This is a genomic window from Burkholderia sp. AU31624 (assembly GCF_020420065.1).
Taxonomy (GTDB): Bacteria; Pseudomonadota; Gammaproteobacteria; order Burkholderiales; family Burkholderiaceae; genus Burkholderia.
Genome location: NZ_JAIZRT010000011.1, coordinates 252,654 through 268,634, shown reverse-complemented (window position 1 = coordinate 268,634; position 15,981 = coordinate 252,654). Strand labels below are relative to the sequence as shown.

Below are 15,981 nucleotides of genomic sequence, written 5' to 3'. Positions count from 1 at the left end.
GTTCAGGCGCCGACCTTCGACACTGCGTAATGCTCAAAACGAGGAAAAAGACGCAGCAAAAACAACCTTAAAACCGGACATTTTTAAATGGCTGGAAGGTGGACATCTGAATCCGGGTATGACATTGGTTGTAAGAGCAAAGTTGTAATGTCGCATCTGGGCAAAGTTGAAATGTCCGCTTTCGGGCCGCGTAAGCTGTTCGGTCGCCGGGTGTCCGGCGCCGGAGGCTGCGATGGCTGTAACGGAACGGATCACGATGACGATGCGCGAGCTGGACCGATTCAAGGTCATTCAGGACGTGGCGGACGGCAAGCTCAAGCCATGGCGTGCGGCCGAACGGCTGGCGTTGACGACCCGCCAAATTCGCCGGTTCGTCGGCAGGCCACGTGAGCACGGCAAGGCGGACGCGATCGATGCCGAGACACCGGGCGAAGGACGCTAACCGCTGTCAGGACCCGGGTGCCGCCGATTGATGACTGTTCCGTTTCCCTCCGCCAGCTTGACGGAACAATCAGACACGGAACAATCAGACCCAAGCCGCAAGACAACCGACGCGCACTTGTCAGACGCACAGCAGCCCGAGCGAGATGGCCTTCGTCACCGCATGGCGACGGCCCTTGGCATTGAGCTTCCGAACGACATTGCCGATATGAAAATTCACGGTTCGCTCGGTGATGCCGAGAATCTCGCCGATCTCCCAGCTCGTCTTGCCGGCGGAACACCATTGCAGGCATTGTCGTTCGCGTGAACTCATGCCCGACATCCGCGTGGTGCCCTGCCCTTTGGTTTCCCGCGCGACCATGGTGACCTTTTCCTCGATGTACGCGCAAAGCAGACTGAGTTTCGCGGTCTGGCCGAGGTCGTGCGCCGGGATGCCTTCAGAGCCGTCGGAGGCAACGCTCAGCACGCCGATGTCGCCGCGATGGCCGCGCACCGGCAAGCTCAGGCCGTGAACGAGACCGAAGCGACGCGCGTCCGCTTCGAGGCACCGCTGCTCGCCGGAGCTGTACATCGCGCGCTCCCATCGCAGCGGCAGCGAGGACGTGCGTGCGTGGGCGAGTATCGGGTCGATGTTCGCGTAGCGGCGCTCGGCGTAGACATCCTGCCAGGCCGGGCAGTTCGAGATGATGTGACTGAAGGCCGTCTCGCCGGCGGACCCGGACGAGACAACCGAATACATATAAGTTTGGTATCCGGCCTCGCGGCAGAAACTTCCCACGTGGGCCCCGAGTTCCTCCATCGTCTGCGATTGAAGGATAGGCATGAATTCGTCTACCAATTCAAACTCCGTATTGACTCTTCACTGATCTCGAACGCGAGCACGCATCAACACCATCGGAAACCCCGCGCTCGCCCGCCGACAAGCGGCGCCCGCGCGGGTCGATCCGGTATTTCATGGCCGGTACTCGGGGCGAGTCCGGCTGGTGCCGACGGTACGGGAGCGGTTAGCTGCCCGACGCACTTTCGCGCAGCTCGCGCACCTGCTCGACACGTTCATGCACGGCGGCCGACGCGACCGGCCCTGCCTTGAGCAGGACGCGATCCACGGTAATCGGCTGCAGGTCATTCCTGTCGACGACCACGGATTCCAACACCCGACCGCTCTCCCGATCGATCTGCTGAACCGCGACACCATCGTTGACGAGATACTTGCTCCCCCAATCGAACAGCACGACCAGCAGCGGGAACAGGTCGATGCCCATCTGCGTCAGCACGTACTCGTAACGCGTGGGTCGCGTCATGTAGCGCCGGCGCTCCAGCAGGCCCTGATCGACCAGGCGTTTCAATCTGCGCGTCAGCGTATTGGTTGCAATCCCGACACTGCGCTGGAATTCGTCGAAGCGTGTGCACCCCTGCAACGCATCCCGCAGGATCAGGAGCGTCCACGATTCGCCGATGCAGTCGAGTGCGCGCGCGGTCGGGCACTCCATCGATTTAAAGCTGGTCGTTCTCATGGCGTGAAGGCTAACATCGTGACTTCTAATATGCAAGTGACTATCCGGACGGATGCCCTGTGGCGTCAAGGGCGTGCCGGACGGCCGTGTCCGGCACGCCCCTGGATCAGGCGTCTGCCGGCGGAGGGCCGAATATCAGCGCGGCGTTCGTTCCGCCGAAGCCGAAGGAATTCGACAGCGTGTAACGCACCGGCCGCGACTTGCTGCGGTTCGGCACCAGATCGAGGCCGTCGCATTCGGGGGCCGGGCGATCGAGGTTGATCGTCGGCGGTGCGACCTGGTCGCGGAGCGCCAGCAGCGCGAACACCGCTTCGACGCTGCCAGCGGCGCCGAGCAGGTGCCCGGTCGACGCCTTCGTGGCGGACACCGACGCACCACCGAACAGATGCTCGCCAAACACGCGTTTCAGCGCGGCGATCTCGGCCAGATCGCCGGCGGGCGTCGACGTCGAATGCGCATTGATGTAGTCGATGGCGTCCGGCTCGATGCGCGCACGCTTGAGGGCGGCCAGCATCGCGCGGGCCGCGCCGTCGCCATCGTCCGGCGGCGCGACGATGTGATAAGCATCGCCCGACATGCCGTAACCGATCACTTCCGCGTAGATCCGGGCGCCGCGCGCCAGCGCATGCCCGTATTCCTCGAGGACGACCATGCCGCTGCCCTCACCCATCACGAAGCCGTCGCGGTCGGCATCCCACGGCCGCGACGCACGCTCCGGCGTGTCGTTGAAGCCCGTGGACAGCGCTTTCGCCGCGGCAAAACCGGCGATCCCGACCTCGCACACGGCGGCCTCCGCGCCCCCCGCGATCATCACGTCCGCGTCGTCGAGCGCGATCAGGCGCGCCGCATCGCCGATCGCATGGGCGCCGGATGCGCATGCCGTGACCGTTGCGTGCGTCGGGCCGCGAAAGCCGTACTTGATCGAAATCTGGCCGGCGGCCAGGTTGATCAGGTTCGACGGAATGAAGAACGGCGACAGCCGCTTGCCGGGCGCGCGCTCGATTTGTCGCGATCCAGCCTCGATGCCCGGCAGCCCGCCGATACCGGCACCGACCATGACGCCGGTGCGATTCTGCAGCGCCCGGTCGTCCGGATGCCATCGTGCGTCGTCGAGCGCTTCCGTGGCGGCCGCGATCGCATAGACGATGAACGGATCCATTTTCTTGACTTCCTTCGCCTCGACCCATTCGGTCGCATCGAAGCCGCCGTCGCGCGCGTTGCCGGCGGGAATCAGCCCGGCGATCTTGCAAGGCAGATTCGACGTGTCGAAGCGATCGATGGTCGTGATGCCGCTTCGACCGGCGAGCAGGTTCCGCCACGAGTGTTCGACACCGACGCCGAGCGGAGTCACGAGGCCGAGCCCCGTCACGACGACGCGCCGCAATCCCAGCGGATGAGGCAGTTGGGGAGTGATGGCATTCATTGAATTCTCCAGTTGGTTCGCGGTGAATGACCTTGACGCGGGCTCATCGGCTGACCTCGAGTTCGACCGCCTGGTTGCAGAAGCGACCGCCCAGCACACACGCCGTCACGAGCACCAGCGCGGACGTCGCGACCGGGAGGACGATCGAGTGCGGCTGCAGCAACGAGGTCACGATCGGGGCGACGCCCCAGGCAAGCGCATTGATCGACGAGACGACGCCCAGCACCTGCCCCTGGTCGTCGGCAGTCGCGCGGTTCGACGCGATGCTGAGCAGCGTGACATAGCAGTTGGAGACGGCGAGCGCGAGCAGCGGCACGGCCGCCCAGAGGCTGACGGGGGCGTCGACCATCATCACCAGTGCGATCAGGACCGGTTGCGCGATCAGGCTGCCCATGAGGTTCTGGCGCGGTGAAAACGCCTTCGCCAGTGCGGGAATGATGAACAGCAGCGACACGGCGAAGCAGGCCGAGTAGAACGACAGCAGCATCGCCTCCCAGAACGCGTCGAATCCATACCGCAACAGGGAAAAGGCCGACATGTAGTTGAAGAAGATGTAGTAGCCGGTCAGGAACACCGCGAGGATGACGAGCGGCGTGCGGAGTACCGGCGATGCCGCATTCGCGACGATGCGCCGCCATGCGCCGGTGCGTCGCGCGGGCGTGGTGCCGTCGTGTGCGCGACGATCGGTGAAGAACGCGATCACGAACGCGAGCGTGAGCGCCGCCAGGGCGGCACCGATGACGAACGGCAGCGCGACGCCGAACGCACCGCCGCCCGTGCCGGAAAACACCCCACCGATGACCGGCCCGATCGCGAATCCCACGCCGTTCGCCGCAGTGATCATGCTGAGGTTGCCGGCTTTCGTGTCCGGCGTGCTGATGTCGATGACGGCCGCCTGCGCAACCGGCAGGCTCGCGGCGGTCAGGCCGCAGATCGCGCGGCCGACGAGCACCCCCCACAGACTGCCGGCGTACACACCGGCAGCGGTGCCGAGCATGCCGAGCGCGTTGCCGCCCAGGCACAGCAGCAACACCCGTTTGCGGCCGTACCGATCGGACATGTCGCCGAGCAGCGGCGACGCGGCGAACATGGCCAGCGGATAGAGCGCCAGCACGATGCCGTAGATCTGATAGCGCGTGGCCTCGCTCACCGACGCTGCAAACAGGCCGGTTTCGTTGTTGAGCAGCATCGGCGTCAGCGCGGGAAACACGATGCCGATGCCGGCGGCATCGACAAAGATGGTCAGGAACAGCGAGGCAATGGCAAGTTTGGATGTCTTCATGGTCAGCGTGCGGACGGACGGGCAACCGTCCGTCCGGGTTCAGGGAAAGGGATCAAAGCGCCGCGAGCCGGTCCAGGCAAGCTGCGGTCGTGTCGAGCAGCCAGTTGCCCGAGTCGTCGGCGGCCGGCATTTCCAGCCGGCCGAGTTCGTCGAGATACGCGGCATGTTCGACGGGCCGCCCGCCCCCCACGCCGTCGCCGAGCGCGCTGTACAGCGGCAACATCCTGAAGAACGGATCGGATTCGGGCGTCTCGTCGCGGGCGCGGGCCACCCATTCGGCGGCCGGTATCCCGCGCAGCGTCGATCCGTTGCGCAGCCGCGCCACGATCGCGCGAAAATCCAGATCGTCGATATGGACATTGCGCACGGCCGACATCATGGTGACCTTGCTGCGACGGACGATGTAGCGGGCCACGTGTTCCGTCGGCATGACCGGCACCGCAACGGGAAGATCCGGGTAAGCGCCCATCGCCACGCACTTATTGCTGAACGCGACGAAATGGTTCTGCCGTTTCAGGTTCGGATCGCGGTCGTCGATCAGCAACGGCAGCCGATAGATCGACGTGGGATAGCCGTGCAGTACCGATTGCGCGAAGCAGGCTTCCGCCACGAACTTCGAGCGTTCGTAACCCGACGACAACGCGCGGATCGCCGCGTGGTCGAGCCATTGTTCCGGCAGCGATCCCAGCTCCGTGTACTGCGTCGAAATGTAGTGCACGTGGGCGACTTTCGCGGCCGACGCAAACGCCAGGACGTGCCGGCTCGCGCCGACGTTGCCCTCGCGCATGAAGGCGTAGTCGGCCGCGTGATTGACGTGCGCCGCGCAATGCACGACCTGCGTGACATGGGTCAGCAACCGCGCATGGCTGTCGTCGTCCATGCCGAACCGCGGCAAGGTTGCGTCGCCGCGGCAGATCCGGACACGCGCGACGGGCAGCGCGCCGCCGAACATGGCACGGTAGCGGGCGTCGAGACGCGCGCGCGCGTCGGCGTCGTCGTTGCCGCGCACCAGCACGTAGACGTCCGCGTGCGTTTCCTCGAGCAGCATCCGCAGGAGCCACGCGCCGAGGTGCCCGGTCGCGCCGGTCAGCAGATAGGCGTCCGCTGCCTTCGCCGTCGTCCCCGTGAATGCCGGCAGCGTCGCGACGGCCGCCAGATCCGCCGCATACGGCGCATCCTCCTGCCGGTTGACGGCGTCGTTCGTCGTCGTCGCCCCGTCGGGCCGGTGCGCACATGCGGCAAGGAAACCGTCGATCGTCGGGTTGGTCAGGAAGCGGCTGAAGTCGATCTTCAGCGCGAGCTCGCGTTCGGCGGCGAGGACCATGCGCGTCAACGACAGCGAATCGCCGCCGAGCTGGAAGAAGTTCTCGCGGGTCCCGATCGAGGCCAGGTCGAGCTGCGTCTTCCATAGCGTGCACAAGGCCGCCTGTTCCGGCGACAACGCCTCCGCCGCGTCGGCGGGACGCCGTGCATCGGCGTCCTGCTCGATCCGGGCCAGCACGCGTTCCGTGAGCGCCTTCCGATCGACCTTGCCGCTGCTGTTCGACGGAAATGCGTCGAACAGCATCAGGCGCCACGGCACCATGTAATCCGGCAACCGCGCTTTCGCGCCGGCCAACACGGCAGACTCGTCGAACCCGTCCGCAATGACGCAGCCGACGATCTGCCGTCCGACTGACGAGGCGGCGCCGACATCGACCACGAGTGCGCTCGCGTGACGGACGCCCGGGTGCGACATCAGCACGTGTTCGATCTCGCCCAGCTCGACCAGCAGCCCGCGCAGCTTCACGCGGAAATCGTTGCGACCGATGTAGTCGAGTTCGCCGTCGCGCCGCCATTTGACGATGTCGCCGGTGCGGTACATGCGCGTCGCACCGTCCTGATACGGATTGGCGGAGAACGCGTCGGGCGTCTTGAGCGTGCCGATGTAGCCGCGCGCCACGCCGCTGCCGCCGAGGTACAACTCGCCGGGCACGCCAGGCGGCACCGGGCGGCCGCGTGCGTCCAGCACCCAGCAGCGCACGCCGTCGCACGCGAGGCCGATCGATGCGCCCGGCCCGTCGGGCACCTGGGTGCATGCATGATGCGTCGCATAGATCGTCACTTCCGTCGGCCCGTACAGGTTGTTGAGCGTCGTGGTCGTGCCCGACGCGAGCCATGCGCGCACCACCGGCTGCATCAAGGCCTCGCCGACCGAAATCACGTGGCGCAGCGTCGGGCAGCGGGTGAGCGGCTCGAGCAGCAGGTTCAGCAGCGACGGCACGGTGCTCATCATGGTCACGTCGTGGCGTACGCACACGGCGGCGTGGCCGGCCGGCCCGTCCGTTTCCTCCATCAGCACGACGACCCCGCCCGTCATCAGCGGCAGGCAGAATTCGGGCACCGAGATATCGAACGTCAGCACCGTCCCTTGCAGGAACCGGTCGCTCGCCGAGAAGCCGAAATGGCGCTCCATCCAGCGCAGGCGCTGGGTCAGGCCCAGATGCTCGACCAGCACGCCCTTCGGATTGCCGGTGCTGCCGGAGGTGAACAGCACGTAAGCGAGCTGGCCGCCGCGATCGGCGTAGTCGCCGTTCGGTTCCAGTCGAGCGTGATGCTGCACGCGGCCGGCTTGCACGACGTCGCAGTCGATCGCGGAGTGGTCCGCGCGAAGCACGACGTCGCACAGCCCCAGCGCGTCGCGCTCGGCGAGCGCCTGCCGCACGTCGTCGGACAGCCGGTGCCGTTGCGTCAACACCATCGCGCAGCGGGCCGTGTCGATCATGTAGCCCGTGCGCGCCGCCGGATGCTTCAGGTCGAGTGCGACGTACGCGGCAGCGCATTTCCAGATCGCGAGGATCGCGATGATGGATTCCGGGCACCCGAAACGCGGCATCAGGATGCCGACGGTCGTCTCGCTGCCCACGCCCTGGCGGTGCAGCGTATCGGCCACGGTATCGGCCAGCGCGTTCAATTCACGATAGGTCAGCCGTCGTTCGCCCCATTCGATGGCGACCGCGTCCGGCGTCTCTTGCGCGCGCCGGGCGAACTGCTCGTGCACGCATGCCGTGTCGCCCGGATCGACATCCCGCGTGTCGCGCGGCACCGGGCCGCGCCCGGATGCCAGCAACTGCAGCTGGTCGGCGGGCAGCATCGTGATCGAGCCCACTTCGCGTTCGGCATGAGCGGGGTCGGACAACGCCACCAGCAGCGTCGCGTAATGCTCCGCGATCTGTTCGACCGTCGCGCGGTCGAACACGGCATCGGCGTACTTGAGGTCGATCGCCCAATCGTGCTGACGTTGCGTCACCCACGCACTCAGGTCGAATTGCGCTTCCTGCTGCGTGATGTCGAGCGGTGTCGCGTCGCACCGGGCACCGACGTCGACCACCATCTCGGAGGCGTCGAAGTAGTTGAAATACGTCTGGAACAGCCCTGCCGAACTGCTGGCGGAACGCAGGCGTTCGTCGCGCATCAACAGCGCGAGCGGGACGTCCTGGTAATCGACCAACTCGAATAGTGCGCGCCGGACCCGGTCGACCGCCGCCGTGACGGTCTGGTTTTCGTCGACTTCGCTGACGAGCGGCAGCACGTTGACGAAATGGCCAACCGTGTTGCGCCAGCGTTGTGCCGAACGACCGTTGAACGCGACGCCCGTGATCACGCGATTCTGGTTCGAGTATCGCGCGAGCAGCAACAGCCACGTGGCGAGATGCACGGCCGCGCGCCGTCCGCCCGGCATCGCGTTGAGCTGGTCGGCCAGGCGCCGCGACACCGGTACGCGCACCGTGCCGCCGGTCTTCGCGCCCTGCTCCGTGCGCACCCGATCCACCGGCAGGTCGACGCTGACGGGGACGCCGTCGCCGTCGATGATCCGCTCGACGAAGAATGCGCGTGCGGCCGTCAGGGTCGTCGCATCGAGTGCCCGTTGCGTGGCCACGAAGTCGCGATAGGGTGCATCGGAATCGACCAGCGGTGCCGTGGTGCCGCACATCGCCTGAAGAAGCTGGACGCCCACGATGAAAATGGTCGCGGCATCCATCACGAGGTGATTCGACGTCACGACCAGATACCATTCGCGCGGCGACACGCGCAGCACGTTCACGCGCGTCGCGAAGTCGGTCGCGAGGTCGGGCGACGCGGCCAGCAACGCCTGGATCCGGGCGTCGACGTCGACACCCGATGCGGCGTCCTCGGTCGCGATCGCGCAACGCGAGAGCGTTTCGTCGAGCGAATGAATGACGTATCCCGGCTCGTGCTCGACTTCGTCGAACGTCGCGCGCAGCAATTCGTGTTCGCCAAGCAACGCGCGCCATCGCGCCGCCAGCCGATCCAGGTCGAGCCCCTCGCCGGCCACGCGCCAGCCGACTGCGCAGTTGTAGGCGCGGCTGTCGCGGTGGCGGATCTGCTCGTACCAGATCGCGAACTGATTGTACGAGAGCGGTACGCGGGCCGGTGCACCGCCCTCCTTCACCGGCGCGGCCTCGGCTTGAGCCGTCGCCGTCGCCTGGCTCATCGACTCCACCAATCGGTCATGGATATCGGCGAGCGTCGCGCTGTCGAAGAACAGGCTCGCGGGCAGGCTCAGCCCGAGCCGCCCCTGCAGTTCGCTGCGAATCCGGATCGTGCCGACCGAATCGAGCCCGAGTTCGTCCAGCGTCGACGTCCTGGCAATCTGGTGCGGCGCATGGCCCGTTTCCGCGGCGATCAGCCCGCTCAGCAGCGCGAACGCGCCGTCGGCTGTCGTCGTGGCCGACGCCGGCCCGATCGTGGCCGCGGCTGCGTCGCGTGTCGCGAGCGTGTCGCCCGATCGTGCGGGCGCTTCCGGGACGACGCGATAAATCGCCAGATGCGCGCCGCGCCCGATGCGCGCCATCGCGGCGGTCAATGCCGCGCAGGCGGCTTGCGGGGCGAGCGGTTGCAGCCGTCGCAGCGAGCGCGACGGTGCCCGCGCCCCGACCCGCTTCAACATGCCGGTGTCCGCCCACGGCCCCCAGTCGACCACGATGGCCGGCAGGCCGAGCGAAGCACCGTGCGCGGCCAGCCGTTGCAGCCCCGCGTTCGCGATCGCATACGAAATCTGGCCCGGCGATTCGACCAGCGACGCCAGCGACGAGAAATACACGATGAACCCGATCGAAGGCTGCCCGCACGCGTAGTCGTGGAGCACCGACGCCCCGCGCAACTTGGCGCCGAGAACGGTGTCGAGTTGCGCCGCGTCGGTGTCCAGGATGTTCCGGTCGGCGGTCGCGCCGGCCAGGTGAAAAATGCCGTCCAGCGCACCCGCATGAGCAGTCAGCCACGCACCGTCGACCTCGGCGGCGGCGAGATCCGCGACGAGCAGTTGAATCGTCGCGCCGGACCGCTCGCGCAGGCCCGCCACCCATCGGTGATCCTCGTCGTCCGGCGTCAACGCGCGTCGGCGCATCAGGACGAGGTTCCGGCATCCGCAATCGTCGACAAGATGGTCGACGAGATGTTTGCCCGCCCCGCCGAACGCGCCGGTTACGAGGTAGCGGCCGTCGCCGCGCGGCTGAAGCGCGTTGTCGCCGTCGACTTCCGGCAGGCCGGCCACGGTTTCGCGGCGCGCCAGCCCAGCGTCGTCGATACGCCATAGCGGTGTCGCGATGCGCCGCGACGTGATGCCCGGCTTGACGTCCCGGACCGCCAGGATCGCGTCGACGACGCGATCGCCCGCGACGGCGACCTCGAGCATTGCCGCGTCCAGCGTGGGCAGTTCGGCCTGCAAGTGGACCGCGAGCGCCTGCATCGTCGCCGCGCCCAGCACGTCCGGCGCGGCATGACCCGTCTCCGTCACGAGGCAGACCTGTAGCGGCTGTCCCGGTTGCCGGTCCGACACCGTCTCGATGCTGCGCCGCACGTCTCGAACGAAAGCGGCGACCGCGCCATAGGACGCTGCGCCGGACAGCCACGCGTGAGGCGCCCAGACGACGATCGTGCGGACTCGCGCGCCGTCCGCGTGCGGCTCGTCGATCGGCTTGCCGTCGCGCTGCGACGCTCCCGGCAACGCGAGCAAGCGGCTTGCCGCGCCGCGCGCGGCAAGACCTTCGTGCCAGCGATCGGGCGCCGGCGCATCCGCCGGTGCGAGCAACAGCCACGTTTCGCCGCTCAGCGACGCGCCGGCCGACAACGCCGGGACACCGTCGCGCACCCATTCGACCCGGAAGTGCACGTCATGGCGCTCGGCGGCGCTTGCCGACAGGCGCACGCAGGTCACGCCATGCAGTGTTGCAACGTCCCGGCCGGATTCGTCCTGGACGAGCACGTCGCCGACCAGCATCGTGTCGCTCGACTCCCGCAGCACGGCCCGGCAAGTCAGCGCCGACGACCAGCGCGCGTCCGGATCGATCCGGATCGACTCGAGTGCGACGGGGGCATAGGCGCTCTCCGGACGGCCTCGGCATACACCGAGCGACTGGAAGCACGTGTCGATGAACGCACTGTGACTGAGCGGCAGGGCCGGCTGCGCATCCGGCGGTGCGATGCGGCAGCGTACCTCGGTGTCGCTGACGCGCTGGTAGGCGGCGATCCGCTGGAACAGCGGGCCGTACTGGACGCCCCGACGCGCATATTCGTCAAAGAACGCGTCCGGGCGCGCCCATTCGCCTGGCTGCTCGTCGAACCGGCCGCTCGACGGCGGCAGCGGCGCGTGTTCCGATGCGACGTGCACGCGCGCCAGTTCGGCATCGCCATCGTCCGGCAGCCGATAGACGATCGTGTAGCGGCCATCGTGCGCGGGACCGGCCACGTGGCAGGCCACCTCGTGCGTCGCCGCCGGATCGTCGAAGGCGAGCGGCCGGCTGACCGTCAGATCGTCGAGCTGAATCATCGCGCCGGCAGGACCCTGTCGGCGCGCTCGCGCGATCGCCTGCATCGCGAGCGCGACGCCTGTCGACAGGTAGAACGCGCCGGGTACGATCGCCCGGCCGTGAATCCGGTGCTGATTGATCCAGTCGAGCGCGGGCGTGCCGAGGTCGACCTGCAAGGTCGCGCGAAAGTCGATGCCCGACCAGGCCGGCGCATCGCGCAGCGGCTGTGGCGGCGCGGCACGGGTGCTCGCGCGGGAGACCGTATGCGGCCACGACGCCGGTTGCAGCAGCGTGTGGTCGAAACGATATGTCGGCAGTTCGACGAACGGCCCGGCGGCCCGCGCATTGCCGAATGCCTGCATGGCCTTCCGGATGTCCAGTGCGCCGCCTTCCGCGAGGCGTCCTGCGGCACGCAGGAACGTTTCGTCGTCGGCGCCGCGCCGGTCGATGCTGGGCAGGCACGCCAACCCGCGCCGTGCCGCCCGCGCGGTGGCCGCGACGAGGCCGCAGAGAACAGGACGCGGCCCGATTTCGAGCACCGCGTCGACGTCGTCGCCGACGAGCCCGGCGGCGGCCGCCGCGAAATCGACGGGCCGCACGATCTGTTCGGCCCAGTAGGCCGGCGAACCCGGTGCCGCGTCCATTTGCACGGACCCGACCCATCCCTCGACGGAACTCACGAAACGGACGGACGGTCGCGCCACCGCGACGCCGCCGGCCAGGAGACGCGCCGCATGCGCGGCGAATTCGTCTGCCGCGGATTGCATCAGCGGCGTATGAAATGCGCCCTGCGTGTCGAGCGGCAGGGTCGTCAGGCCTTGCCGCCGGGCATGCTCCGCGGCGGCCTGCACGGCCGCCTCGGACCCGGCGACCACGGTCGATTCCGGTGCGTTCAGCGCCGACAGCCACAGCGCGGCCGACGGCAGGCCCTGATTGACCTCGTCGATCAGCGCCTCGACGATCTGCCGCGGCGCAGCGATCGACAGCATCTTTCCGGGGCTGACCGTACACGCCCGCTCCATGGCATCGGCGCGCGCCAGCACCAGGCGGGCCGCCGTGTCGAAGTCGAATGCGCCGGCGAACCACGCCGCCGCATATTCACCGACACTGTGCCCGAGCACGGCGTAGGGCCGGCAACCGAGTTCCTGCCAGAACCGCGCGAGCGCGCATTGCAGGACGAGCAGCGAGAGCTGGGACGTCCGCTGTTCGTGCGCGAGCGGCAGCGTCGCGCCCGCCACCTGCTCGGTGGCCAGCATGCGCGGCAGCAACGGCGTGCTCCAGCCGACGATGCGGTCGACGTGACCCGCGAATTCCGTGAGCAACGCGCGGAATCGCCGGTTGGCGTCGAACAGGCTGCGAGACATGCCGGCGTACTGGCTGCCCTGCCCGGTGAAGACCATCGCGACGCGCTGCAGCCGCGTCGTCGGGACCGGTGCGGCGCAACGCGCGCGCAACCGTTCGACCAGTTCGGCCGGGCTGCCGGCCGCGACCGCGATCGACGCATGCGGCCACACCTGGCGGTTCGCCAGCGCCGCGTCGCACAGTGCGTGCAGGTCGATATCGGGCGATGCCTCGATCGTATCCGCATAGGCGTCAGCCAGCGTCTGAACCGACGCCGGCGTGCGCGCCGACAGGAACAGCAGGCTCGCGCCGCTGCGGCGCTCCGCCGCCGGCGTGGCCGCACGATGGGCGCGCGACTCGCCCAGCACGACGTGCGCGTTGGTGCCGCTCATGCCGAACGAGCTGACACCCGCGATCAGCCGCCCGTCCGGATCGCCCGGCTGCCAGCGCGTGGCAGTCGCAGGGATCACGCCCTGGAAGCGGGCAAGCGGCAGATCCTCGCTGATATCGTCGGCCATGCAATGCGGCGCGAGTTGCCGCGCGGACACGCACAGAGCCGCCTTGATCAGGCTCGCGATCCCGGCGCTCCCCTCGCAATGGCCGATATTGGCCTTGACGGCCCCGAGATACAGCGGATGCATGCGCTTGCCGAACACGTCGGCGAGCGCCGACAGCTCGATTCGATCGCCGAGGTCGGTGCCGGTCCCGTGTGTTTCGACATAGGAGACGTCGGCCGGCGTCAGCGCGGCGCTCGACAGCGCGTCTTCGATCACGCGCCGCTGGGCGGCCTGCGAAGGCGCGGTGATGCCGTTGCTGCGGCCGTCGCTGTTCACGGCGCTGCCGAGCAGGTTCGCGTAGATCCGCTTGCCGGTGCGCACGGCGTCCGATTGGCGCATCAACACGACGGCGCCGATGCCTTCGCCGCGCGCGAAGCCGTCGGCGTGTCGCGTGAAGGTCTTGCAGCGACCGTCGGCGGCCAGCATGCCGGCCTGCGCCAGATCCACGCTGTAATCGTGCGTCAGCATGAGCGACGCGCCGGCCACGATCGCCGCGTCGCATTCGCCCGCGGCCAGCGCGCCGAGCGCCTGGTGAACCGCCACCAGCGACGACGAGCAGGCGGTATCGACGACGAATGCCGGGCCTTCGAGGCCGAGGTGATAGGCGATCCGCCCCGCGGCCATGCTGCCCAGCGCGCCGCGGCTCAGGAAACCGTTGTAGTCATCGCTGCTCGCCATCCGGCGTGCATAGTCGAGCGTGCTCAGACCGACGAATACGCCCCAGCGCTGCTTCCTCAGCGACGACGGGTCGATGCCCGCGTCCTCGATGGCGTGATAGCTCGTTTCCAGCAGCAATCGATGCTGCGGATCCATGTAGATGGCCTCTTTCGGCGCGATCGAGAACACCGCCGGATCGAATGCCCACGGCGAGCGGGCAAGGAAGCCCCCGTGCAGCGCTTGCGGCGGCGTCGCGGCGCCGTCCGCCCCGAAACGGCCGGCCGGCATCGGTCCGGTGGCTTCCCGCCCGTCCAGCACCACGGCACGGAAAGCATCGAGCGAATGGGCGGTTCCGGGCAACTCGCACGCCATGCCGACAATGGAGATTTCCTCCGGTACCCGTTCACGCTGCTTCATTGCTCGACTCCGTCGTTGCGTTGTGTTTTTCCGTTCCGTTCTGCGCGTCGATCTGTTGCAGCATGCATTGCACCGAACGGCAGGCGCCTTCGAAGAAGCCCTGCAGGTCCGAATAGGCCTCGCCGCAGATATGCACGCGCCGGTTGGCCGGATTGGCGCCGATGCCGAAGGCGGCCAGTTGCCGAATCACGTCCGCCGAGCGGTAGCCGGGACGCCAGAAATGCACGCCGGCGCCGAACGGCGCCATGCTCCAGTCGCGGATGCCCCATTCGAGGATGCGCGGCGTGTCGTCGCGCGAGAACGTCTGCTGCAGCGTCCGGACGAGCGCCGCCTTCAGGCGCTCGCCCCGGTTGCGGTACGGAGCCGACTGCCAGCCGCGCCGGCCTTCTTCCGTGTCGATCAGGTTGGCCCAGTACTGATGCCACGGTTCGTCGCTGTAGAACATCGCCATGCCGTACCGTTCAGGCTGGCTGGGGTGGACCTCGAAATGAGCGGCCCGGACCATCGCGCCTTCGCCGCTGCCTGGCGGCGTGTCGGCGTTCCACCACGGATCCTCGACCACGCAGCATGCCCACGTGATCGGGAACGGGACGACGGCGTCGAGGCTGGCGGTCACGGCCGGCGGCAGGCAGCGGGCAAGCGCCCGGAGCGGGCGCTGCGGCAGCGCGAGCACGACGCGCCCGCAGCGGACGACGACGCGGCGCCGCTCCGCGGTCGACACGTCTTCGATCGTCGCGGCGATGGCGCCGTCGGGCTGCTCCGACAAGTCGACGAGCGCGTGATCCACGACCATGTCGACGCCCAGTGCGCGCACCGCGCGCCCTGCGTAGTCGATCAGCGTCTGCATGCCGCCGACCGGCAGGTAGGACGGACGCTCGAGCAGGCGCAGGTCGAGCAGCGTCGCGATCCATTCCGCGGCATTCGGGTTCGCGTTCTTGAAGTTGTAGAACGCCCCCTTCTCGCGCGTGAACTCGACCGCTTCATGGCTCAGTACGTTCGACAGCACGTTCCAGATACCCTGCTGGTAAAGCGGCATGCCTCCAAACTGGGCGTGCGTGCGGAATCTCGCCAGTGCCTCGGCCCGGCCGGGCCGGTCGAAGCGGTCGCCGTCGAGGTCCCACTGGTCCGCGACGATCACGCGCACCGCATGCATCAGCAGCGCCCAGGGCGGATCGTGCGCGCGCGGATCCGCCAGCAGCGCGCGCTCGTCCTCGGTCAGCTTCGCCGCACACGGACGGATCGACGAACCTGCCTCGTGCGACGAAATGGGTTGCACGGGTACGCCGAGCGCCTGCACGAAGGCGTCGACGAGCGGCTGAAGATCGGGCTCGATTCGCACGGCGCCGTATTCCGCACGGAATGCGCCGGCGAGCATCTCGTCGGTCTGCACCCGGCCGCCGATGCGAGACAGCATCTCGACCAGGCGAACCCGCAGTCCGGGGTGACGCTTCTTCAGTTCATAGGCGGCATACAGGCCAGCCAGACCGCCACCGGCGATCAGTACATCGGTATCCAAATGAATTCTCCGTCTGGAAGACCC

6 protein-coding genes and 1 pseudogene are annotated in these 15,981 nt (G+C 67.9%); 1 reads left to right on the top strand and 6 read right to left on the bottom strand.

The annotated features are described in order from the left end of the window. Positions 1-232 precede the first annotated feature (232 nt). Positions 233-397: pseudogene (locus tag LGM89_RS33190) on the top strand (ISNCY family transposase); the annotation flags it as partial. 165 nt (positions 398-562) lie between these two features. On the opposite strand, the gene LGM89_RS33185 reads toward LGM89_RS33190, so the two are convergent. The 6 genes from LGM89_RS33185 to LGM89_RS33160 form a co-directional block, all read right to left on the bottom strand. Then, positions 563-1,279 (bottom strand): helix-turn-helix transcriptional regulator, encoded by a 717-nt coding sequence (locus tag LGM89_RS33185; RefSeq protein WP_226275280.1) that lies wholly within the window; start codon positions 1,277-1,279, stop codon positions 563-565. Between the two features lie 166 nt (positions 1,280-1,445). After that, complete coding sequence (locus tag LGM89_RS33180) at positions 1,446-1,931, bottom strand: winged helix-turn-helix transcriptional regulator (protein WP_226208117.1); 486 nt, start codon at positions 1,929-1,931, stop codon at positions 1,446-1,448. 130 nt (positions 1,932-2,061) lie between these two features. Beyond that, the gene (fabF, locus tag LGM89_RS33175) at positions 2,062-3,345 is read right to left on the bottom strand and encodes a beta-ketoacyl-ACP synthase II (protein WP_218828067.1); all 1,284 of its coding nucleotides are present in this window, start codon (positions 3,343-3,345) and stop codon (positions 2,062-2,064) included. Positions 3,346-3,421: 76 nt separating this feature from the next. Next, on the bottom strand, positions 3,422-4,660 hold the full coding sequence (locus tag LGM89_RS33170) for an MFS transporter (RefSeq protein ID WP_089494902.1): 1,239 nt from the start codon (positions 4,658-4,660) through the stop codon (positions 3,422-3,424). 52 nt (positions 4,661-4,712) lie between these two features. After that, on the bottom strand, positions 4,713-14,441 hold the full coding sequence (locus LGM89_RS33165; protein WP_226275279.1) for a non-ribosomal peptide synthetase/type I polyketide synthase: 9,729 nt from the start codon (positions 14,439-14,441) through the stop codon (positions 4,713-4,715). Then, a complete protein-coding gene (locus LGM89_RS33160) occupies positions 14,428-15,957 on the bottom strand; it encodes a flavin monoamine oxidase family protein (protein ID WP_226275278.1) in 1,530 nt (509 codons plus the stop codon). The genes LGM89_RS33165 and LGM89_RS33160 overlap by 14 nt, the downstream gene beginning before the upstream one ends. Between the last annotated feature and the right edge of the window lie 24 nt (positions 15,958-15,981).